The organism is Brevibacillus sp. BD137, from assembly GCF_041644655.1.
Classification (GTDB): domain Bacteria; phylum Bacillota; class Bacilli; order Brevibacillales; family Brevibacillaceae; genus Brevibacillus; species Brevibacillus brevis_D.
Genome location: NZ_JAOTNO010000005.1, coordinates 49,812 through 69,620 on the forward strand (window position 1 = coordinate 49,812; position 19,809 = coordinate 69,620).

At 46.8% G+C, this 19,809-nt stretch carries 25 protein-coding genes; 15 read left to right on the forward strand and 10 right to left on the reverse strand.

The genetic code is table 11. The features are described 5' to 3' along the window. Positions 1-21 precede the first annotated feature (21 nt). The 3 genes from ODZ53_RS12795 to ODZ53_RS12805 all read right to left on the reverse strand — a co-directional run bounded on the left by ODZ53_RS12795 (position 22) and on the right by ODZ53_RS12805 (position 2,636). Positions 22-1,035 (reverse strand): cation diffusion facilitator family transporter, encoded by a 1,014-nt coding sequence (locus ODZ53_RS12795; protein ID WP_372677508.1) that lies wholly within the window; start codon positions 1,033-1,035, stop codon positions 22-24. Between the two features lie 27 nt (positions 1,036-1,062). Further along, on the reverse strand, positions 1,063-2,103 hold the full coding sequence (locus tag ODZ53_RS12800) for a flavin-containing monooxygenase (RefSeq protein ID WP_372677510.1): 1,041 nt from the start codon (positions 2,101-2,103) through the stop codon (positions 1,063-1,065). Positions 2,104-2,246: 143 nt separating this feature from the next. Next, positions 2,247-2,636, reverse strand: a complete 390-nt coding sequence (locus ODZ53_RS12805) for an ArsR/SmtB family transcription factor (RefSeq protein WP_372677512.1) — start codon at positions 2,634-2,636, stop codon at positions 2,247-2,249. Between the two features lie 175 nt (positions 2,637-2,811). Between ODZ53_RS12805 and ODZ53_RS12810 the strand changes: the two genes are divergently transcribed. The 4 genes from ODZ53_RS12810 to ODZ53_RS12825 are packed head-to-tail and all read left to right on the forward strand — an operon-like array spanning position 2,812 to position 6,767. Then, positions 2,812-3,816 carry a permease gene (locus tag ODZ53_RS12810; RefSeq protein WP_372677514.1) on the forward strand — a complete coding sequence of 335 codons (1,005 nt, stop codon included), beginning with the start codon at positions 2,812-2,814 and terminating at the stop codon, positions 3,814-3,816. Between the two features lie 10 nt (positions 3,817-3,826). Next, positions 3,827-4,819: a TIGR03943 family putative permease subunit gene (locus ODZ53_RS12815; RefSeq protein ID WP_372677516.1), complete on the forward strand. Its 993-nt coding sequence runs from the start codon at positions 3,827-3,829 to the stop codon at positions 4,817-4,819. A 16-nt stretch (positions 4,820-4,835) separates the two neighbouring features. After that, complete coding sequence (locus tag ODZ53_RS12820) at positions 4,836-5,288, forward strand: GNAT family N-acetyltransferase (protein ID WP_372677518.1); 453 nt, start codon at positions 4,836-4,838, stop codon at positions 5,286-5,288. A 24-nt stretch (positions 5,289-5,312) separates the two neighbouring features. Further along, positions 5,313-6,767 carry a M1 family metallopeptidase gene (locus ODZ53_RS12825; protein WP_372677520.1) on the forward strand — a complete coding sequence of 485 codons (1,455 nt, stop codon included), beginning with the start codon at positions 5,313-5,315 and terminating at the stop codon, positions 6,765-6,767. An 86-nt stretch (positions 6,768-6,853) separates the two neighbouring features. Here the strand turns inward: ODZ53_RS12825 and ODZ53_RS12830 are convergent, their stop codons facing one another. The 3 genes from ODZ53_RS12830 to ODZ53_RS12840 all read right to left on the reverse strand — a co-directional run bounded on the left by ODZ53_RS12830 (position 6,854) and on the right by ODZ53_RS12840 (position 8,790). After that, positions 6,854-7,258 carry an SET domain-containing protein gene (locus tag ODZ53_RS12830; RefSeq protein ID WP_199926696.1) on the reverse strand — a complete coding sequence of 135 codons (405 nt, stop codon included), beginning with the start codon at positions 7,256-7,258 and terminating at the stop codon, positions 6,854-6,856. Positions 7,259-7,339: 81 nt separating this feature from the next. Beyond that, positions 7,340-7,987 (reverse strand): response regulator, encoded by a 648-nt coding sequence (locus ODZ53_RS12835; RefSeq protein WP_012685827.1) that lies wholly within the window; start codon positions 7,985-7,987, stop codon positions 7,340-7,342. Beyond that, positions 7,984-8,790, reverse strand: coding sequence for a sensor histidine kinase (locus ODZ53_RS12840; protein WP_199926695.1), 807 nt, complete (start codon positions 8,788-8,790; stop codon positions 7,984-7,986). Before ODZ53_RS12840 ends, ODZ53_RS12835 begins: the two co-directional genes overlap by 4 nt. Before the next feature lie 108 nt (positions 8,791-8,898). On the opposite strand from ODZ53_RS12840, the gene thiD reads away from it, so the two are divergent. Beyond that, complete coding sequence (thiD, locus tag ODZ53_RS12845; protein ID WP_064199742.1) at positions 8,899-9,693, forward strand: bifunctional hydroxymethylpyrimidine kinase/phosphomethylpyrimidine kinase; 795 nt, start codon at positions 8,899-8,901, stop codon at positions 9,691-9,693. 67 nt (positions 9,694-9,760) lie between these two features. Here thiD and ODZ53_RS12850 read toward each other — a convergent pair whose 3' ends face one another. Both ODZ53_RS12850 and ODZ53_RS12855 read right to left on the reverse strand, forming a co-directional pair. Further along, the gene (locus ODZ53_RS12850; RefSeq protein ID WP_372677523.1) at positions 9,761-11,092 is read right to left on the reverse strand and encodes a DUF4179 domain-containing protein; all 1,332 of its coding nucleotides are present in this window, start codon (positions 11,090-11,092) and stop codon (positions 9,761-9,763) included. A gap of 5 nt (positions 11,093-11,097) precedes the next feature. Further along, a complete protein-coding gene (locus tag ODZ53_RS12855) occupies positions 11,098-11,643 on the reverse strand; it encodes a sigma-70 family RNA polymerase sigma factor (protein WP_372677950.1) in 546 nt (181 codons plus the stop codon). A gap of 107 nt (positions 11,644-11,750) precedes the next feature. Here ODZ53_RS12855 and ODZ53_RS12860 point away from each other — a divergent pair, with 107 nt between their 5' ends. From ODZ53_RS12860 to ODZ53_RS12875, 4 genes are all read left to right on the forward strand, one after another. Beyond that, positions 11,751-11,978, forward strand: a complete 228-nt coding sequence (locus tag ODZ53_RS12860; protein WP_372677525.1) for a hypothetical protein — start codon at positions 11,751-11,753, stop codon at positions 11,976-11,978. Positions 11,979-12,051: 73 nt separating this feature from the next. After that, positions 12,052-13,125: a spore photoproduct lyase gene (gene splB, locus ODZ53_RS12865; RefSeq protein WP_372677527.1), complete on the forward strand. Its 1,074-nt coding sequence runs from the start codon at positions 12,052-12,054 to the stop codon at positions 13,123-13,125. Between the two features lie 154 nt (positions 13,126-13,279). After that, a complete protein-coding gene (locus ODZ53_RS12870) occupies positions 13,280-13,921 on the forward strand; it encodes a deoxynucleoside kinase (protein WP_064200038.1) in 642 nt (213 codons plus the stop codon). Between the two features lie 42 nt (positions 13,922-13,963). Then, positions 13,964-14,656, forward strand: a complete 693-nt coding sequence (locus tag ODZ53_RS12875) for a deoxynucleoside kinase (RefSeq protein WP_048032347.1) — start codon at positions 13,964-13,966, stop codon at positions 14,654-14,656. A gap of 69 nt (positions 14,657-14,725) precedes the next feature. Here the strand turns inward: ODZ53_RS12875 and ODZ53_RS12880 are convergent, their stop codons facing one another. Together ODZ53_RS12880 and ODZ53_RS12885 are read right to left on the reverse strand one after the other, a co-directional pair. Continuing rightward, positions 14,726-15,316 carry a TetR/AcrR family transcriptional regulator gene (locus tag ODZ53_RS12880; protein ID WP_372677529.1) on the reverse strand — a complete coding sequence of 197 codons (591 nt, stop codon included), beginning with the start codon at positions 15,314-15,316 and terminating at the stop codon, positions 14,726-14,728. A gap of 33 nt (positions 15,317-15,349) precedes the next feature. Next, positions 15,350-15,775 (reverse strand): VOC family protein, encoded by a 426-nt coding sequence (locus ODZ53_RS12885; protein WP_199926690.1) that lies wholly within the window; start codon positions 15,773-15,775, stop codon positions 15,350-15,352. A gap of 175 nt (positions 15,776-15,950) precedes the next feature. Between ODZ53_RS12885 and ODZ53_RS12890 the strand changes: the two genes are divergently transcribed. From ODZ53_RS12890 to ODZ53_RS12915, 6 genes are all read left to right on the forward strand, one after another. Further along, positions 15,951-16,688, forward strand: coding sequence for a class I SAM-dependent methyltransferase (locus ODZ53_RS12890; protein ID WP_064199748.1), 738 nt, complete (start codon positions 15,951-15,953; stop codon positions 16,686-16,688). Positions 16,689-16,764: 76 nt separating this feature from the next. Further along, positions 16,765-17,049, forward strand: coding sequence for a 4a-hydroxytetrahydrobiopterin dehydratase (locus tag ODZ53_RS12895; RefSeq protein ID WP_007724250.1), 285 nt, complete (start codon positions 16,765-16,767; stop codon positions 17,047-17,049). Positions 17,050-17,160: 111 nt separating this feature from the next. Then, positions 17,161-17,481 (forward strand): hypothetical protein, encoded by a 321-nt coding sequence (locus ODZ53_RS12900; protein WP_173627718.1) that lies wholly within the window; start codon positions 17,161-17,163, stop codon positions 17,479-17,481. Beyond that, a complete protein-coding gene (locus ODZ53_RS12905) occupies positions 17,478-18,242 on the forward strand; it encodes a DUF3109 family protein (protein ID WP_372677532.1) in 765 nt (254 codons plus the stop codon). Before ODZ53_RS12900 ends, ODZ53_RS12905 begins: the two co-directional genes overlap by 4 nt. A gap of 56 nt (positions 18,243-18,298) precedes the next feature. Next, entirely contained in the window at positions 18,299-18,808 is a 510-nt protein-coding gene (locus ODZ53_RS12910; RefSeq protein WP_012685841.1) for an acyl-CoA thioesterase, read from the forward strand. Between the two features lie 76 nt (positions 18,809-18,884). Next, on the forward strand, positions 18,885-19,805 hold the full coding sequence (locus tag ODZ53_RS12915; protein WP_372677534.1) for an aldo/keto reductase: 921 nt from the start codon (positions 18,885-18,887) through the stop codon (positions 19,803-19,805). The last annotated feature ends 4 nt before the right edge of the window (positions 19,806-19,809 follow it).

Below are 19,809 nucleotides of genomic sequence, written 5' to 3' on the forward strand. Positions count from 1 at the left end.
CCGGGAGATGGTTTTCTTTTTTTAGGAATGGCTATGTTGTTTATGATCATGTGGATGGTCGTGGTCGTGCTCATGGTTATGATCGTGATCGTGCGAATCGGAAGTTGCCTGGCAATGTAAGTCACCATGTCGAGTAGAGGAGTTCTCAATCTGGATGGTAGCGTGTGTAATGCCGAATTCTTTTTCCAAAAGACTTAGAGCGTCATTTAACACAGGGTAGCTGGGCAAATCGTCCTCGACAACCAGATGGCAGGTCAGGGAATCAAATCCGGAAGTAACCGTCCAAATGTGCAGGTCATGCACTTTGATAACTCCAGGCAGCTGACTGAGTGACTCTTCCACTTTTGTTGTATCCAGGCGTGAAGGGGCGCCTTCCAGCAAAATATTGACGGATTCTTTCGTTACACGCCATGCGCTCAGCATGATCAGGACTGCCACGACGATACTGATGATCGGGTCGGCAATGTACCAGCCAAAAGCCCACATCAGGATACCACCAACGATTGCCCCGACAGAACCGAGAAGATCGCCGAGAACGTGGAGATAGGCACTGCGTACATTGACGTTGTTTTTGGTATCGCCACGCATGAGTACCATGGCTGCAGTAATATTCGCCAAGAGTCCGACTGTGGCGATGATGATCATGGAGCCACTGGCAACCTCAGGCGGATTCCACATGCGTTGGAACCCTTCCCAGAAAATGAACAAGGAAATCAGTACAAGTGTCACACCATTGGTCAGTGCAGCCAAGATTTCAAAACGTTTCAACCCGAATGTTCTCTTTGCAGAAGGTGGTCGTGCAGCGAAATGAACAGCGATCAAGCTCAATAGAAGTGCTAATGCATCGCTCAACATATGCCCAGCATCAGAGAGCAACGCCAAACTATTGGTGAGGAAGCCCCCGATGGTTTCTACAACCAGAAATACAGCAATGATGAGGAAAGAAATGAGAAGAGCTCGTTTACTGGCTCCTTTTCCATGATGATGGTGATCGTGATCGTGTCCATCTCCATGATCGTGATGGTGAAAGCCCATGATAGAATCCTCCTTATAGAAAATAATTTATAAATGTTCCACTAGATAAAGGGCGTCTTTTCCTACGCCGCCCATAAGCGCTGACGCCCTCGTATGCTGCCATGGAAGTCCAAGAAAGGATAGGCCAGGCACTTTTGTGATACCCCGAAGATGAATGGGTCTGCCTTTCGAATCAAGCACATCTGGAATACTCAGCCAATCGTAGTTTGGTCGAAAGCCAGTGGCCCACACTACGTTATTGACTGTTGCTTCTGTTCCATCTGCAAAATAAACGGTCTGCCCATTAACCTGTACGGTTCGAGAAACCAACCGCAATGCTCCTGAGCGAGAGAGCTCGCGCACCTGCTTTTTGTAGCCGAATATCGGATCGGGTGAGCTGCGCATTTTCTTGCCGATCCAAGTGGAGTGGGGAGCATCGAGTAATCCAAATGTCTTCATGTAATCAAATATAGGTTTTCCAAATATGAAGTTTGGCAAATAGGAGCGTGATTCTCCCTGTGAAAAAATAACGGGTCGATGAGCGGCGAGCTCTACCGCAATCTGTGCCCCAGAGTTGCCACTGCCAACGACAAGGACTGGGCCGTCGATAAGCTGGCTCTCATTCTTGTACTGCGAAGTGTGCAGTTGATGAACGGTGTGGTCCAAGCTGTTCGCAATATCTGGGATAAACGGCGTATGAAATGGCCCTGTTGCGATGACGACTTGCTTCGCGTAGAGCAGACGGTCTTGTGTCCGTACTTGGAAGCGGAAACCAATTTTGCTGAGCTCCATAACGGTCGTACCAAGCATGACAGGCAATTCGAAATGTTTGGCGTACAATTCTAGGTAGTCTGCCGCTTCATCCTTGTTTGGGAGCGTATTCTGCTCTCCGGGAAACGTAAGACCAGGTAGTTGATTATGTTTACGTGGTGTAAAAAGCACCAGCGAATCGTAGCGTTGCCGCCAACTGTCCCCGATCCGTTGGTTTTGCTCCACGATGACAAAACGGCGATTTTTACGCTTGAGTGCAGATCCGAGAGCAAGTCCTGCCTGCCCCCCGCCAATTACGATGACGTCATAGTCGTTCATGATTCGGGCCTTCTTTCTGGTAATTGATTACCTAAATCATACCATACTCATTATTATATTCAAGTAATCATTTGAATGTTTTTTGAAAATCAGTAAAAAAGGCCGCCACTATTAGTGACGGACCTGTTTAAAAGCCAGTGGATTTACGGTTTTGATTGCCTCAATTCGGCAGCATGCTCAATACCACACATGATTAAATGGCGGACATGATCGTCATCGAGTGAGTAATAGACGAGCTTGCCACTTTTGCGGTACCGGGCAAGACCCATGTTTTTTAACAAGCGCAGATGGTGAGAGGTATTCGGGATCGAACTATTGATGGTTGCTGCGACATCACAAACGCATAGTTCTCCTTCAAGTGCCAGCGCGTAAATAATTTTTGCTCGCGTATCGTCTGCGAGAGCCTTGAAGAGAGGGGCGACACCATCCGTTTCCGTCATTCTAGGCCGAAGCCTGTTTACTTTTTCTTCATCGATCGTCTGGACTTCACAAACCTCTAGATCAGTGGGAACGCGCTGAATGTCTTCGCTCACTTCATTCACCCCGAACCGTACGATTTTTCACCATTATAAGACGGATATAAGGGGAAGGGAAGGCTGGACAACCTGTTCATTTTGTAAAAAAGGTAAAGGACAAGAAGGAAAAATAGGTGTCTGTATATAAATAGGAATGATACCTATTTACAAAAAGAGAGGAGAGAACTCCCGCTTGATTCTGAAGATTCGCCAATTTTTAGTTGAAATAATCGGGGCGCTTCTGCTTGGTCTAGGTGTCGTTTGGTTAACGATGGGAAGTGACAGCAGCTTGTTTTCCGGTTGGAGCATAAAGTGGTCCCCTTTATGGCTTGATGTGAAAACCTTTTTCCTTAGTATTTGGCTGGAAGCAATTCCGTTTGTCCTCTTGGGTGTATTCTTTTCGGCATTTATCCAGACATTTGTGACAGAAGAGCAGGTGAGGCGTTGGACACCGAAACATCCACTCGTGGCCCTGCCGTTTGCCGGGTTGCTTGGATTTTTGTTCCCTGTCTGTGAATGTGCCATTATCCCTGTGGTTCGTCGCTTGATCCAAAAAGGGATGCCGCTGTCAGTCGGGATTGTTTTCTTATTGGCGGGACCGATTGTGAATCCCGTTGTTTTGTCATCGACCTATGTCGCTTTCGCCCGTCAGCCGGAAATGGCTCTCTACCGGGGCGTTGCGGGATTCGTTGTTGCGCTCATAGTGGGCATGCTTGTCTTCTTGTTTGTCAAAAAAAATCCGATACGGCTCGGCATGGAAGCGCAAATCAGTCATGAAGCCGATCATGTAAAAGCGACGAGTGGAAAGCTGTCCTCGACATTTGCCCACGCAGTGGACGAATTTTTTGACATGGGGAAATATTTGTTGTTTGGTGCGTTTATCAGTGCGCTTTTACAGGTGTACATCAGCCGGGATACGCTCATGGACATCGGTCAAACGCCGCTCACCTCCCATTTTGTCATGATGGGGATGGCGTATTTGTTTTCGCTTTGTTCAGAGGCGGATGCGTTTATTGCTGCTTCCTTTGCCAATACGTTTTCAAGCAGCTCGTTGCTTGCATTTCTGGTTTTCGGTCCCATGCTCGATTTAAAAACGACGTTGATGCTATTTGGAACGTTTCGCTTTGGTTTTGTTGTCAAGCTGGTCGTAGCTATTACGCTTTTGGTGATTGGCATCACGATGCTTATGCCGATGTAAGGAGGAGAATATGGATCCAAATAAATTGAAGCGTCATCACATCATGCGCAGTTTGATTTTGGCGGGCATTACAGCTTTGTTGGCCTATTTGATTCTGTCGGAAGCACTCAGTCACTATCTCGCACCCCGATTGCACATGTTCAGCTATGTCACGCTCGTCATACTGGCTCTGTTGACAATGGTCAGCATACGGCAAATTTTTGTTGGCAGTAGCGTTTACGATTGCGATTGTGAGGAGCAGCACAAAGTACCACGTACACCCATGGGCTCCTTTTTGGTTTATGGATTGTTTGTGCTACCCATCGTAATGGGATTTTTCATGCCGGATAAAATTCTTGGCAGTGATGTAGCGGAAAAGCGGGGGATCACGCTACTCAGCAATGATGTACGAAAGCTGGCGGATGTAACGGCGAATGCGAATGTGAATGCAACAGAGAATGTGAAGCAGACAGCAGGAGTCAAAGAAGATGCTGAGCCAAACGTAGAACCACAGCCAGAGGCTACCAATCAAGTAGCTATACCCCCGGTGCAAGCAACAGACGATGAGCAATTGCGGCAACGATTCTCGAACGTGGGATTTGGTGACTTTTACACGGATATAGCCGTCTTTTTACATAAACAACCAGTGATTGAACTGAATGACAAAATGTTCTTGGACGGACTCACTACGATGGAGCTATATGCAAAAGAATTTGCTGGAAAAGAGCTTGAGACGATGGGATTTGTATATCGACAGCCTGATTTTACCAAGCAGCAGTTTGTCGTGGCGCGGTTCTCCGTCACCTGCTGTACAGCAGATTCCAGTGTCTATGGCGTTCTGGTGGAAAAGAAGGATGCGGACAAATGGAAAAAAGATAGCTGGGTAAAAGTACGCGGAAAGCTAGAGCTGCGTCAGGTAGACGGATATGACATGCTTGTTCTCAAAGCCTCTCAGGTTGAAGCTGTCTCTGCTCCCAAAGATCCTTATGTGTATTACAGCTTTGAATCAGCTCCAGAAAGTTAAAAGCGGGGGAAACAAAATGATCGTGCGACTAGATTTACAGGATGAACAAACGGTACAAAAACTTTGGAACATGCAGAAAAGAGCGTATCGTGTAGAGGCGGAGTTAATTGGAACAGAAGATATTCCACCTCTGCGAGAATCAGTAGAACAACTGAGGTCATGTGGGGAAACGTTTTATGGCTACATAGAGGGAGACGAGCTGGCAGGGGCTGTTTCTTTTATGATCGAGGGGGAAACGTTGGATATTCACCGAATGATTGTCGACCCTATTCATTTTCGTAAGGGAATCGCGAGTCAATTGCTAGCCTCTGTCCACGAGCATGGTTGCAGCAGGATCGTCGTAGCAACTGGTTCCTTGAATGAACCGGCTGTTCGATTGTATGAAAGACGTGGGTTTACCTTGACGGATGAAAAAGAAGTGAAGCCCGGTCTATGGCTATCTTTTTTCGAGAAAACGATTCGACGATAAGGAGAGAGGTTGGGAGGGTTTACGTTGATATCGATTAGGAAGGAAATCAAGTGGCAGCAGCGTTTGCTCAAGGCCACGACAATGGCTTCCTTGTTGGCTTTGGTCCTCGGTGGATCAGGGAGTGGCTGGTGGATGCCAGAACGGGTAGGGGCGCAGTCTCCTGCGGTGGGGAAGAGAGACGACTTCATAGCCAAGCCTATAGCAGATGGCAGTAAAGGCTCGTACGACCTGAAGTTTGAGATGTCACCAGAAGGAAAGTTTACCGCTGAGGCCAAGATCATCGTTGAAAATCGTTCCAAGGACGAATGGGATCAGCTGATCTTTTATTTCCTCCCCAATGCATTTACGAAAGAGAACAAACCTCCATTCTTCGAGGACGCAGCGGAAGTGAAAATTCGTGACGTCAAACTGGATGGTGTGAAAGCGAAGTATCAACTAACGGGTGATACGCTTGTCATCCCACTTGCCGACAAGCTTGCGCTAAATGAGAATCGAGAGGTAACCGTAAAATATGCGTTTACCGTTCCGCGAAAAGGACTGCGCTTTGACCGTACGGAAAATGGCTTTCATTTGGCGCAAGCATATCCGATGCTAGCTACCTACCAGGGGAAAGACGGATGGAATAAGAAGCCGTACTCGCTTCGAGGCGAATCGTATCATACGAGCCATGCGGATTTTTCTATTTCGTACCGCTTGCCGAAAGGGTATACGGTCATCAGCTCGTCTGATCAGGATAAGGCATCGAGCAGTCAGAGCGGTAATATAAATGTGAAAAATACGAAGGAAGTATTCATCGCAGTTGTAAAAGGAATGCGTAGTATAAGCAAAACGGTCAAGGGTGTCGAGCTTCGGGTATGGGGAAAGGAAGCAGACAAGGAAGCGATGACAGTCGCCCTGCAAGCTGCGGAAAAATCGTTTGAACAATTCACGGAAAAATTGGGGCCGTATCCCCAGAAACAACTCGATATCCTGCTGGATGAAACCGCAAGTATGGAATATCCTGGCGTGGTGACGGTCGGACACATGGGGAGTGTGGACCCCGATTTAAGTCACACCGTGGTGCACGAGATTGCCCATCAATGGTTCTATGGAGTGGTCTCGAATGATCCGTTCCATCACGCCTGGTTGGACGAAGGAATAACAGAGCTTGCCACGACGCTCTATTTTTACGATGTTGAGAAAAAAGGGGATGCCAGCTTTTATTTTGCTGAACAAGCTGACGCGACCCAATCGGTTTCCAATCTGCCGCTGGATGAGTTTGGCAAGGGACCGATCGTGGGTCCGGTGTACGGTCAACCTGTAAAAGAGCTATGGAAGCTGATTACAACATATGGCGATGCGACGGATGGCTGGGAGTTTTTGCAAGCGTATTATCAGACGTACGCCTACAAACAGGTGGATACGCCTGAGTTTGTTCGTTTTGCCACAGCGTATTATCCAGTGAATGAACAGTACTTCGCGAAATGGTTGCGTTTATAGTACGTCCCTTTACACAGAACAACCCGGATAACGGCACTTTTTTCAAGTGTCAGTTTCCGGGTTTTCCTTCTTTTTAAGGCGTACGCTTATTTGGTATCATCTGTTTCTTTCGGTTGGTCTTCATAAAACCAGAGAGGATCATCGCAATCCTCATCGCCATTGTAATTGATTAAAATTTCTTCACCCGCTTGAATGTCCGTATACGCATAAAAGTCAAACGTGTGGTTGTCGAAGTTAATCTCATACGTGGCATTTGGCGTGTAGGAATGATTAAATAGCATGCCATACCCTAACAAGAAGGCTGTGTGATTAGCACCGTACTCAAATGCATAATCCGCGAGCAAGGTTTTCTCGATATGCTCATGTTCTTCGTTCAAATAGGGCAGCACGGGCGCTTCATGAATCAGGTCGCCTTTTCTGATATCTTGCGTTGCAAATACACCTCTATTTAATTCTCCATTGCTAAGTTTGGAGGTCTTGACTTCGATCATGCGGATCACCTGCATTTCTTATGTCTGTGGAAAACGTATCTTTCTAAGGATGACAGTTGATCGAGCAGAAAGCAATGTTTTTTATTTGATAACCAAATGATGGCGAACTGCATAAGCAGCGAGCTGGACGCGATTGGCCAATTGCAGCTTCTCGAGAATATTTTTCAGGTGGTTTTTCACAGTGTTTTCTGCGATGATCAGCGCTTCGCTTATTTCCCGATTCGTTTTTCCGGCTCCCACATACATGACGATCTCTCGCTCTCGCGGGGTCAGAACAGCTGGTACCATTTCATCCGTCGCCTCTTCTTGACGGAAGCGGTACATGAGCCGGGTTGCCATTTCGCGGGTCAACTCACTGTCCTCGCCGAGCAAGGCATGCAAGTAGTTAATCCAGTCGTCAGGCTCTAAATTTTTCAGCAAGTAACCTTGGGCACCGAATTGAATGGCCGTGATCAGGTCAGCAACGTCATCGGAGACGCTGAGAATGACTACCTTGATGTGCGGGTATGCTTTCTTGACCTCACGGGTCGCTTCGAGTCCGCTCCATTTCGGCATGTTGATGTCCATGAGCACAAGGTCCGGTTGTATTTGTCCGCATAGGAGAAAGGCTTCCTCGCCATTTTGTGCTTCTCCGATGACTTCAAAAGAGGGATCGGGATCAAGCAGGCTGCGAATGGCCATGCGAGCCATCGGGTGGTCGTCGGCGATCAATACACGGTAAGCGTTCATAGTGTTTTTCCTCCTGAATGAGAAGATAAGCGGATGATCGTACCGCCTGCCGGTCGTAACTGAATGTCGATGGATGCGTTCAACTGGCGTGCTCGCTCGCGCATCATGGACAGACCGTATTTTTTCGTATCGGGAGAAGGGTTAGAAATCCCAATGCCATCGTCCTCAACCGAGAGAACCCAGCCAGTTGGTTCATCTGTCGTGAGGTGAATCCACGAATGCTTAGCCTGAGAATGCTTGCGAATGTTTGCAAAAGCTTCCTGAATGATCCCGAACAGTTGTACCTCTGCGGTGGGAGTAAAAAAGCCGTCTTTGACATGTAATTCGCTTGCAACGTCGATTCCAGATAAAGCGCTCCATTGCGCCAGCCATTTCTCAAGGCGCTGATCCAGACTGCCTTCTTCTGGCAATGAGCGCAAGTTAAAGATGGCTTGCCGCACATGATTGTCGATGGCAGATACAGCGATCCGTGCATCGTCCAAGTGTCCCTGCTTCAGCTTTACGTTGAGGAAGAACAGAGATTGGGCAATCCCGTCGTGTAATTCGCGGGCAAGGCGTTCCCGCTCTTCATAAACAGCGCGACGAGCTTGTTCCTCGATAATTCGTGCATTCATTTGTTTAAGGGTGTGAAACATCCAGGTAGCGAATAAAAAAGAGAGAAGGAGCGTCAAGAGGGTAATGTACACATTTCCGGCTTCCATAGACATATAGGGCAGCAGAAAGTCGTGACGGATGAATTCAAAACCCCCGATGATGATGGTTGGAACCAAAAAGGTCAACCAATAAAAAATCCGATAGGACATGCAGATGCCTCCTTGCATGACTGTTGGCAAACATTCCTTTAGTATACCGAATGGGACGAGCGGATGGTATACTCAGGTGAGAAAAGGTGGAAAGCAGGAGGGAATATCATGAGCACGATTGCGAAAGCATTGACGATAGCGGGTTCAGATAGCGGTGGGGGAGCTGGGATTCAGGCAGATCTGAAAACCTTTCATCAACACGGTGTGTACGGAATGAGTGCGATCACAGCAATCACTGCACAAAATACATTGGGCGTAGCAGGTGTGTATCCATTGCCGACAGAGGCAGTTGCTCAGCAAATGCATGAGGTGCTGCGTGATCTTGGCGCTGACGCGGCGAAAACGGGCATGCTGTTCAACGCTGATATCATTCGTGCTGTTGCGGAAGAGCTCAAAGCATTTGGCCTGAAAAAGCTGGTGGTAGACCCGGTGATGATTGCCAAGGGAGGGTCAAAACTCCTGCTGGATGAGGCGATCGTTGCATTGAAAACAGAGTTGTTGCCGCTGGCGGAAGTCGTCACACCTAACTTGCCAGAAGCAGAATGCTTGACTGGCATGAGAATCGAGACGACAGACGAGATGCGCGAAGCGGCAAAAGCGATACATGCGTTAGGCGCCCGCAATGTCCTGATGAAGGGTGGACATATGCAAGGGGACGTTGTCGTTGATATTTTATTCGATGGTACCGCCTTCCATGAAATATCCCATGAGCGTATTCATACACGCCATACGCACGGCACAGGTTGTACGTTCTCAGCGGCTCTTACAGCAGAGTTAGCCAAAAATACACCGCTCATCACTGCGGTTGAAAAAGCAAATCGCTTTATCTTCGAAGCTATTAAGACTGCTCCGCAATTGGGTGGCGGGCATGGGCCGACCAATCACTGGGCCGTTGTAGATTGATTTGACGAATCAAAAAATGAATGCCCCACAGCGATGCCGTACAAACAATCGCTGAAGGGGCATTTTTTTATTTGACTTCAATAGAAAAAGTCCCTTGAAGTCGTTCAGGATAGCTGGACAGAGGAAAGGAATAAGTAGTAGGCGTACCTTTGCTTGTTTTTCGTTTAAATAGCATGGAATATTCTTGAATGGATTCATCATCTGTCGAGTGGGTGCTTCCTTGCACATAATCATATTCATTTCCCACATCGTCAGTCAGGTCATACCCTAAGGAGATATGAGAGTTTTTATCTTGGGGTGGAACCTTCAAAGAAAAGTCCATACCCACCACATCATCAACTTGACGTAGTGCCGTTAATTTTAAGCGATCATTTGGCACGTTTGTTAATGTGCCTGCCTTCGCGTCGATTACGATTTGCAATTTATCTTTGTCTATGGCACGAATGCCATCGGCTTTGATAATAAGCTTTTCGGGCTCAACGAAATAAATACTTTCCAGATGGTATACTTTCCCATTCTCACCGTTGTCCCGAACAGGAACGCCATTTCCCCAAAAAGCAAATGTTTCTCCTTTTTCATCTTCGAGTCTCAGCTTATCGAAATCAAATACGTGCTTTTGGTTAGCTGGATCAAAGCGAATGCTCACTTCAGTCTGAGTAGGAAAGACTGCGATGTGTTCAATCGTGAAACGCTGACCGTCGATCATGACTTCCTTCATCACGGGGTACACTTTTTTGTCAAAGGTCTTAAATTTGTTTTTATCTACAGCAAAGTCGATCAAGAGAGGAGTCTTTTGTTCGAGATTATTGATTGCAAGTGAGACTTTTGCAGTCATTGCATCGGGTATTTCAGTGGCTTCATTGATGACAATATCAATACGATCCTGAATCACAGGTTCTTCTCTCCCTATGCTTGACCAAGATACACCATGCTCCCATTCCTTTCCCGTTTGGTCTAACAACTCGATCTTGTGCAGGGCTACTTCTTTATCAGTAAATGGATGCTTTATAGTATAGAAGAGAACCATCCGTTTATCGTCGGCCAAAACTTGATCGATGGTAAACGTCACATCTTCTGCTGAACCACTGGCGCCAATATTTTGGACAAGATTGTGTTCTGCTGCTTTTTGCAAGCCTTTGTCATCCCGAAGAAACTCAACGATTTTGTCCATCCCAGGAATCGAGCTGACATAAGCGGCAACAGCAGGTGAAAGTCGAACGGAAAAAATAAACACGAAAATGAACAAACAAGCAACCAGACTAGACCCCACGCGTATCCACCGATTGCGGCTCCGATTTTGACGCAGCTCTTTTGCTTGTTCCATTCCTCTGCGAATGTATTGATCAATCTCAGCGGGAACCATGAATGGACTCGCATTGGTTTTATCATTTTCACTCATAAAGCTCACCAGCCTTTCCCGAGATCTTTGCGAAGTGCACCTAGAGCCTTGTGCAGCCATGTTTTGATAGTGCCTTCCGGATGACCGAGTACCTCTGCAATATCGCGTATCGTCCGATCTTCAAAATATTTCAACATAATGATGTGGCGATAATTTGGACGGAGACGAGCGAGAGCCTCTTCGATTTGAATACGCTCGACATTTTGGTCGTCCATCGGGAGACTTGCACGACTCTCGACGTCATCTTCCATCCGACTCAAGATAATCCGTTTTCGATGCTTTTGCTCATCCAGACAAATATGAATAAGGATGCGGGTCAGCCATGTACGAAAATACGCAGGTTGTTTCAATCGTACCAGCTTGAGATAGGAACGGCACGTCGCTTCCTGAATGGCCTCTAGTGCATCTGTCTCGTTACGAAGAAAGGCGTAGGCGATTTTATACAGTTGATCTTTATGAAGGCTGACGAGTTGAAAAAAGGCATCATCATCCCCATTTTTTGCGCGCGAAACAAGCTGTTCCAGATTCACTTTTTCCCCCTCCTCTACCATTAGACGCTGCAGAGGCAAAAACGGTTTTCCTAAAATGTCAGCCACTTTCTTTTGTTCGAACCAATCACCCGTCCATTGCTTACTGTAAAAGAAAGAAGTGTGTAAGGATGGGGTGCAGGTGTATGTGGATCAAATGGGTTACGATTCATGAATCGTATGGCCTCCCACGGATTGCTCAGGAATGTCGGCGTTATTTAGAAATGAAAGGAATTCGAGTCAGGCTTTTGTTCAAACAGACCAAAAAAGCAGGACATGTCTATACACTACAAGTACCGCTAGCTCAACAGGAGCAAGCAAAGGTGCTGCTACGCGATTTTAAAAACACCCTGAAATAACGGGGCACAGCCATACTTCTCCTTACGTCCAGTCGAATAGCACGGGCATACTAGGTGAGGAGGGATGATGGCTATGGGAACGACCCTATTGGAAAGACCTGAAAAGACGGAGCAAAAAGGCAGCAAGCTGTTTGTTCCGGATTATATTTTCGTGGAGCCACATGCATTGAATTATCCACTTGGGAAAGAGCTGTATCAACGTTTTCAAGCAGAAGGAATTCCGATGCAGATGACGACCAGCCATAATCAGGTTCGTGGCATCCCTGGGGATACAGAAGTGGAGAAATATCGCAATGCAAAGCGGACGTTGGTCATTGGTGTACGCAAAACATTGAAGTTCGAGACTTCCAAGCCTTCCGCCGAATATGCCATTCCACTGGCTACGGGATGTGCTGCCCACTGTCATTATTGCTATTTGAACACCAATATCGGGACAAAGCCGTATGTTCGAGTGTACGTCAATACAGATGAAATTTTGGCGCAGGCTGAGAAGTATATCCAGGAACGCCCGGGTGAGATCACTCGTTTTGAGGCAGCCTGTACATCTGATCCGGTTAGCATTGAGCATCTTACGGGCAATTTGAAACGAGCGATTGAGTTTATGGGCCAGCAGGAGTTTGGGCGTTTGCGCTTCGTGACCAAGTTTCACCACGTGGATTCTTTGTTGGATGCGAAGCACAACAAGCATACCCGGTTTCGCTTCAGCATGAATGCTGACTATGTCATCAAAAATTTTGAGCCAGGCACCTCCAGCTTTCATCAGCGATTGGAGGCAGCAGGGAAGGTAGCCAAAGCCGGTTATCCGCTCGGCTTTATTTTAGCGCCTTTGTATTGGTTTGAGGGATGGGAAGCAGGGTATACCGATTTACTGGAAAGACTGCGTTGGCAGTTGGTTCCCGAAGCGATGGAGGATTTGACGTTCGAGCTGATCCAGCACCGTTTTACCAAGATTGCTAAAAGCTTGATCCTCCAGCGCTATCCGAAAACGAAGCTGGAGATGAAAGAAGAAGAGCGCAAGTACAAATGGGGGAAATACGGGAAAGGGAAGTACGTCTATCCTGACATCCAAGCAAAGGCTTTGCAGGCCCATTTGGAAAGTGAAATTGCCCGACTGTTTCCACAGGCTCGCGTTGAATACTTTACGTAAGAACCAGACTGCTCTTGATGAAGAGCAGTTTTTCTTTTAGAAAGAGGAGTACCAAATGATACCAAACGACACAATGCGAATGTTTTCGACAAACGCTTACATACGTGCTAGAATATGGAGTGCTCTCATTTTCTTGAAAAGGATCGAAGCATACATGAAGTCCATATTGATTACCGTTGAGGGACCTATTGGTATTGGGAAAACCTCTTTATCACGGGAACTAAGCCGTGCCTGCAACTTGCAGCTACTGGAAGAGATCGTCTACGAAAACCCATTCCTGGGTAAATTTTATGAAAACATTGCCGAATGGAGCTTTCAACTTGAGATGTTTTTCCTCTGCAATCGTTACAAGCAGTTGCAGGATATACATTCACAGTTCCTGAATCAAGGTATCTCCGTTGTTTCTGATTACAATATTTTCAAAAATACGATTTTTGCCAAACGGACGTTACAAGGAAATAACCTACCAAAGTACCTTAAAATTTATGATATCCTAACAGAGGATTTGCCTCAGGCCCATTTAGTAATCTACATGACAGCTTCGATTGAAACCGTGATGAAGCGAATTGCGATGCGCGATCGCGAAATGGAGCGCAGCATGGATGTCACCTATATGGAGAACCTTATTGCGGATTACAACGAGTTTATGGACGCGTTTGAAAAGCATCATCCGGATACGCCTGTCATCAAATTCGATTGTGACGATTTGGATTTCGTACATAGACCAGAAGATTTGAAGGTTGTACTGGATCGAATTGCACCACGGATTCAAGAGCTGATGGGACAAGAAGGATAGGGAACAAGGGAAAAGTAAGCATGGGGATAAGGAGTTGCGTACATGTCGAGGTTTCAAAACAGCACGCTTCGTGAAAAATACGGGATACCAAACAACGCAGTGATTACGATCGGCGGGACAGTAGGAGTAGGAAAATCCACCTTTACACATGCTTTGGCAGATCAGCTCGGATTTCGTGTATCTGTAGAGAAGGTTGACAATAACCCGTATTTGGGCCGTTACTATAATGATTTATCGCGTTGGGGTTTCCATTTGCAAATTTTCTTTTTGGCGGAACGCTTCAAGGAACAAAAACGGATGTTTGATTATGGCGGCGGTTTTGTCCAAGATCGCTCCATCTATGAGGATACCGGGATTTTTGCCCGTATGCTGTACGAGCAAGGCAACATGACAGAAGAAGATTACCGCACTTATACAGAGCTTTTTGAAGCGATGGTCATGACGCCTTACTTCCCGCATCCAGATATTTTGATCTACTTAGAGGGAAGCTTCGATGATATCATTGGTCGCGTAAAAGAGCGCGGGCGTCCGATGGAGCAACAAACGCCGGTGGATTACTGGCAAGATTTGTTTGGCCGCTATGATAGCTGGATTGCTTCCTTTACTTCCTGTCCGATTTTGCGGGTCAATATTAACGAATACGACGTTGTGGATGACCCCTCTTCGGTAGAGAGCATTATTGCGCGGGCTGCTGAAAAAATTCGGCTTGGACGAGCTACCCGCTTTTCATCATAAAGATCCTATACCGTAACAGAGCACCCCTGCATTTTGCCAGTAAGAGGCGGAAGCAGGGGTGCTTTGCTTTTATTTGGTGCGATATCCTTCCAAGAGAAGGGTCATCGCTGCTGAAATTTCCTCAAGGGACTTCTCATGATCAGGCGTCTCCGAAATCCAGAGCACGGCTTCGTTCATCGCACCAGACAGCAAATGCGCCAGAGCATCGATGCAAACGGGACGTAGGTACCCTTGCTCCTGCATCGTTTGAAGCTGCTCTCTGAGATGCCGCATGGAGTTTTCCTCGTCCATTCGGCGCCACTTTTCCCACCCGATGACAGAAGGGCCATCGATAAGCAAAATCCGCTTGTTCCGTTGCTCGACGGCCGAGGAGACAAAGGCCAAGCAACCCAAGATCAATTGTTGCCAAGGCTCCTCACTTTTCGCAGCTTCCGCTTCTACGCGCTCTCCGAGTTCTTGTTGGACAGAAGCCAGTACTGCCTCAAATAATCCTTCTTTGCTCCCAAAGTTATGGTACAGTGCGCCACGGGTCACCCCGGCTTGCTTCACGATGTCTTCCATAGCCGCATCCGCGTAGCCTTTTTTGGAGAACATCTCTCTTGCCACTTCGATCAGCTTTTGCATCGTCTGCTGTTTTTGCTCGGCTTTGGACATCTTCATGGGATACGATCTCCTTACTTATTTCATGCCAGATTAGACAGGGTCAACATAACTGTCAGCAAATGCTTCGGAAGGCGGGATTACCTTTATGATATCAAGTAAAATGCCATTCGGATCGGATGTAATAAAATGCCGCTGACCAAAATCCTCATCTCGAATGTCGAGATGGAGAGGAAGACCTGCTTTCACAATAAGCCTCTCGTATTCAGCGTCAACATCATCGACTTCGAAATTCAGGATAAGACCACCCTCTACTGGCTTTCGGAATCCTTGTGGAATGGTGTCGTGAGAAGGATTTAAGATGGCGAGCTCAAAAGCTGGAGTGCTGCTCTGATTCTGCATGCTCACATACCAGTCTGCTTCGAAAACAATATCAAATCCAAAATGCTCTCGATAAAACTTCGAGCTAGTCTCAACTAGTTCTGTCAAGATGACAGGATAAAAGCTGTTCACTTTCATTCTGGGTCTCTCCCTCACGATTGGATGAGGTTAATTTAACATACATACAGTATGTATGTAAAGTGATTTCGCTTTTTTAACAAAGAGTTTCCTACACTTTGCCACACGCAAATCGGCTACGGATAAACCCCGCTGTGGTATAATAAGAACATCTTGGAATTAAAGGGGCTCAGACATGGCTGAAGAATGGTTTGAACGCAGCTTTCGCGAAGATTATGTGCTTGTGTATCGTCATAGGGACGATTCGGCCGCAGATGGAGAGATCGCTAATCTGTTGGAAAGATTGCCGGTAAAGGACACAGGACGCGTACTTGATCTTTGCTGCGGGAGCGGGCGTCATTCGCGTGCGCTGGCTCGCCGGGGGTATGAAGTAGTTGGTGTGGATTTGTCGCCTGTTCTTTTACAGTTGGCTGAGGAACAAAACACCTATCCACAGCTAAGTTTTGCCCGCTGTGATATGCGCGACATTCCGTTTCACGAAGAATTTGATATCGTGGTGAATTTGTTTACCAGCTTTGGGTATTTCTCTACAGATGAAGAAAATGCTAACGTTATTCGCAACATGGCACAAGCACTCAAAACAAAAGGTGAAGTGGTCATCGACTTCTTAAATGCAGCGTACGTCATCGATAACCTCGTGCCGCACTCTACCAAGGAAGTCAGTGGGATGTTGATTAAAGAAGAACGCTGGGTCCAGGATGGATTTGTGAAAAAGCGGATACTGATTTCCGACGAGTCATCGAATGAACCGCGTGAGTATATGGAGCAGGTTCGCTTGTTTTCTGCCGAGCAAATGATTGCGATGCTAACAGAAGCGGGATTCGAAAAAATCCAAGTATTTGGAAACTATCTGTTTGAAGAATATGTAGCGCATGAATCACCTCGTATGATTTTTTATGCCGTGAAGCAATAGGGTGCGGATAACCTGTACGTCTCGTGAATATGATGGTGTAACAACCATTTATCGGGTAAAAGGGGGCATTGCTACAATGAGCAAGCTGTCTTTGGAACAGGTCAAATTGTATCTGAGCAAGGTACCTGGCTGGAAGCTGGTAGAAGACCGAATGGCGCTATCACGCACGTACCACTGTCGTGACTTTTCCACTGCAATCAGTTTCGTCAACCGTGTGGCAGAGATGCTTGAACATGACAATCAGCATGTGGAAATTCATCTGGCAGGTGGCACAGTCACTTTTACGTTAGCCACCCGAGAGGCAAAAGGTTTAACCGGCAAAGATTTTGCATTAGCCCAGACGATTAGCAAAGTAAGCTGACAGGCAAAAGAGAAATAGCCGCTTCCCACAGCGAAGCGGTGTTTCTTTTTGGCTTTTTAAGAGCTACTTTGCTATGATGGGCAGTATGAACCATTTCGGAGGGATTACAAGATGGACATTCAACAACATGAGCAATTGATTCAAGTGTTGGCGGAGTATAAGAATCAAAAGGCTTCCGTGACTTTTACCCAATGGGATACCGATAGGGAAGAAGAGGAAGAGGTAACACAATTTCAAGCTCAGCTTCTGGAAACCAAGCTGACTGACAATGAATTTGAAGAAAAAGATCTCCTGCTCTTGTTTACGACAGAAGAGGGCGAAGAAATGGAAATCCTGATGGAGATTCCGGGTGATGAAGTAGATTTGGCTAGCTATGAGGAAGGCCATTTGCGAATTTTTGGAACAGAAGCGGAGATTGTTTTGCAAAAATGAAAACGAAACGAGCTTTTCGTTATGTAGGCACGCCTGATCCCATGTCTGATAAAGAGGCGTACCACTGCGAAAAATATATAAAGAAACACAAGCATTCCTTGGTGAGAGCGGGACAATATTTGGTTGATGTATCAGCCCTCCATGCTTTGTTTCACTTGGACTGTTGGAATTGCAGGACCGTTCATCGTGAAACCTGCTGTGAGGGTGGACAACCTTACGCTGTAGAAGAATGGCAGATTCCCATCATGGAGGGGGAAATCCCCTCTATCTCTGCTGGACTAAAGGATGAGGCTGAACGGAATCAGTGGCTTCTTCATGGGGTTTGGGATCGCAATGAGCCTCGAGGAACCATTCGCATGCGACATGGCAATTGTCTTTTTTATCAAGAAAACGATGGGCGTTACGGCTGTGCGATCCATGCTTATGCGGAACAGGCTGGTCGTGAAGTTGAGCCGCTCAAGCCATATAGCTGTCAACTGTATCCAATCGACTTGATTGATACAGGGGAAGGGATCCTGCTAACTGCGGTTACTAACGAAACGTCATCCTTTTCCAGGTGGGGTACAGATTATTTGGAGCAGTTTTACTGTGCCAGTCCGGCCCGCCGAAAGCTTGCTACGCATATAGACGACAAGCTGTTTGCACTAGACGGCTATCGGCCAGCCTATGAGTGGAATCTGCCTTTGTTACGTTATATTTTGCAAGAAGAGGCAGAGAGAATAGAAGGCATACTTGGGAGCAGCTATCAATTGGAACGTTGAATGCCTTGTGATATGATGATGTATGCATCAAGTAGATTGATAAAGGAGCAACAGCGATGAACGTCAAGACAACTCAAGAATCTCGTACAATTCAGGCATCACTGGTTCAGCCATCTGATACGAATTACCATGGTACTATTTTTGGTGGTACGATGATGGCTTATATAGATGAGGTAGCTGCAATCGCTGCGATGCGACATTCGCGTCGCCCTGTTGTGACAGCATCGATTGACTCGATTGATTTTCTTGCTCCCGTCAAAATGGGACATTCCATTTGCCTCGAAGCATTTGTTTCGTCAACGGGCAAAACGTCCATGGAGATTTTCGTCAAAGTCGTCTCGGAAAATCTCCAGACCGGCAAGCGTATTTTGACCGCGACATCTTTTCTCACCTTTGTTGCCTTAGATGAGGAAGGTAATCCGACTGAGGTGCCAGCTATTGTCCCTGAAACAGAGGAAGAAGAGCGATTGATGGCCACTGCGGACGAGCGGAAGAAAATGCGCAAAGAACGAAAAGGGAATCTGCAAGATTTTGTGAGCCAATTGAACATCGAGAAAAGCATATAATTTTTTTTAGTCTTCACCCTGAGCGAACATTCGTTCAGGGAATTCTCGTTTATTTATGAGGAGGAGGAATCGGGCAATGAAGTACCGCAGATTAGGAAAAACGGATCTGAACGTATCCGTAATCGGTGTAGGTACCTGGCAATTTGGCGGGGAGTGGGGACTGGATTTCTCCCAAGAAGCTGTTGACCAGATTCTCGACAAAGCAAAAGATCTCGGCATCAACTTGATTGATACAGCGGAATGCTACGGAGATCATCTGTCCGAACAGCTTATCGGGGGATATTTGAAAAAAAACCGCCGGGAAGACTGGATTGTGGCGACGAAATTCGGGCATCATTTTCACGACAAATTTTCTCGAACCAATCATTATGGAGCGGCTGAAGTTCAGCAGCAATTGGAAAAATCGCTACAAGCTTTACAGACCGACTATATTGACTTGTACCAATTCCACTCGGGACCTGACGAAGCGTTTGACAATGATGACTTGTGGACCTACCTCGACAAGCAGGTGCAGGCAGGAACGATCCGCCATCTCGGCCTCTCGATTGCAAAAAATGATAACATGCATCAAACATCTGCTGCTACTTCGGTAAATGCAAAAGCCATCCAGGTAGTTTACAATCGTCTGGATCAAAAGCCGGAAGAAGGTGTATTTGCTTCTTGCCAGCAGCAAGACCTGGGTGTATTGGCTCGCGTTCCGTTGGCGAGTGGTTATTTGAGCGGAAAGTATAAGCCGGGTTCTGTATTCAGTGGAAACGATGTGCGACATCGACACGATCAGGAGCATGTCAACAAGCTGTTGCTCCAAGTAGAAGAAATCAAGAAGAATGAAGTTCCAGAAGGAATGGATATGGCGCAGTGGGCACTGGCGTGGTGCCTCAAGCATCCGGCTGTCACGACCGTGATCCCAGGGAGCAAGAGCCCAGCGCAGGTAGAGGCAAATGCCAAAGCGGCTGACTATGTGAGCGATGAGCATCCACAAGCGATGTCGAAATAAAAAG

Coding starts and splice junctions, on each gene's coding strand:
- ODZ53_RS12875 (WP_048032347.1), top strand. CDS start 13,964: ATGTCGAGGTTTCAAAACAGCACGCTTCGTGAAAAATACGGGATACCA.
- ODZ53_RS12835 (WP_012685827.1), bottom strand. CDS start 7,987: ATGAACGCTTACCGTGTATTGATCGCCGACGACCACCCGATGGCTCGC.
- ODZ53_RS12815 (WP_372677516.1), top strand. CDS start 3,827: ATGGATCCAAATAAATTGAAGCGTCATCACATCATGCGCAGTTTGATT.
- ODZ53_RS12855 (WP_372677950.1), bottom strand. CDS start 11,643: ATGGTAGAGGAGGGGGAAAAAGTGAATCTGGAACAGCTTGTTTCGCGC.
- ODZ53_RS12905 (WP_372677532.1), top strand. CDS start 17,478: ATGAAAACGAAACGAGCTTTTCGTTATGTAGGCACGCCTGATCCCATG.
- ODZ53_RS12870 (WP_064200038.1), top strand. CDS start 13,280: ATGAAGTCCATATTGATTACCGTTGAGGGACCTATTGGTATTGGGAAA.
- ODZ53_RS12800 (WP_372677510.1), bottom strand. CDS start 2,103: ATGAACGACTATGACGTCATCGTAATTGGCGGGGGGCAGGCAGGACTT.
- thiD (WP_064199742.1), top strand. CDS start 8,899: ATGAGCACGATTGCGAAAGCATTGACGATAGCGGGTTCAGATAGCGGT.
- ODZ53_RS12915 (WP_372677534.1), top strand. CDS start 18,885: ATGAAGTACCGCAGATTAGGAAAAACGGATCTGAACGTATCCGTAATC.
- ODZ53_RS12890 (WP_064199748.1), top strand. CDS start 15,951: ATGGCTGAAGAATGGTTTGAACGCAGCTTTCGCGAAGATTATGTGCTT.
- ODZ53_RS12895 (WP_007724250.1), top strand. CDS start 16,765: ATGAGCAAGCTGTCTTTGGAACAGGTCAAATTGTATCTGAGCAAGGTA.
- ODZ53_RS12860 (WP_372677525.1), top strand. CDS start 11,751: ATGGGGTGCAGGTGTATGTGGATCAAATGGGTTACGATTCATGAATCG.
- splB (WP_372677527.1), top strand. CDS start 12,052: ATGGGAACGACCCTATTGGAAAGACCTGAAAAGACGGAGCAAAAAGGC.
- ODZ53_RS12820 (WP_372677518.1), top strand. CDS start 4,836: ATGATCGTGCGACTAGATTTACAGGATGAACAAACGGTACAAAAACTT.
- ODZ53_RS12885 (WP_199926690.1), bottom strand. CDS start 15,775: ATGAAAGTGAACAGCTTTTATCCTGTCATCTTGACAGAACTAGTTGAG.
- ODZ53_RS12910 (WP_012685841.1), top strand. CDS start 18,299: ATGAACGTCAAGACAACTCAAGAATCTCGTACAATTCAGGCATCACTG.
- ODZ53_RS12880 (WP_372677529.1), bottom strand. CDS start 15,316: ATGAAGATGTCCAAAGCCGAGCAAAAACAGCAGACGATGCAAAAGCTG.
- ODZ53_RS12900 (WP_173627718.1), top strand. CDS start 17,161: ATGGACATTCAACAACATGAGCAATTGATTCAAGTGTTGGCGGAGTAT.
- ODZ53_RS12795 (WP_372677508.1), bottom strand. CDS start 1,035: ATGGGCTTTCACCATCACGATCATGGAGATGGACACGATCACGATCAC.
- ODZ53_RS12850 (WP_372677523.1), bottom strand. CDS start 11,092: ATGAGTGAAAATGATAAAACCAATGCGAGTCCATTCATGGTTCCCGCT.
- ODZ53_RS12840 (WP_199926695.1), bottom strand. CDS start 8,790: ATGTCCTATCGGATTTTTTATTGGTTGACCTTTTTGGTTCCAACCATC.
- ODZ53_RS12830 (WP_199926696.1), bottom strand. CDS start 7,258: ATGATCGAAGTCAAGACCTCCAAACTTAGCAATGGAGAATTAAATAGA.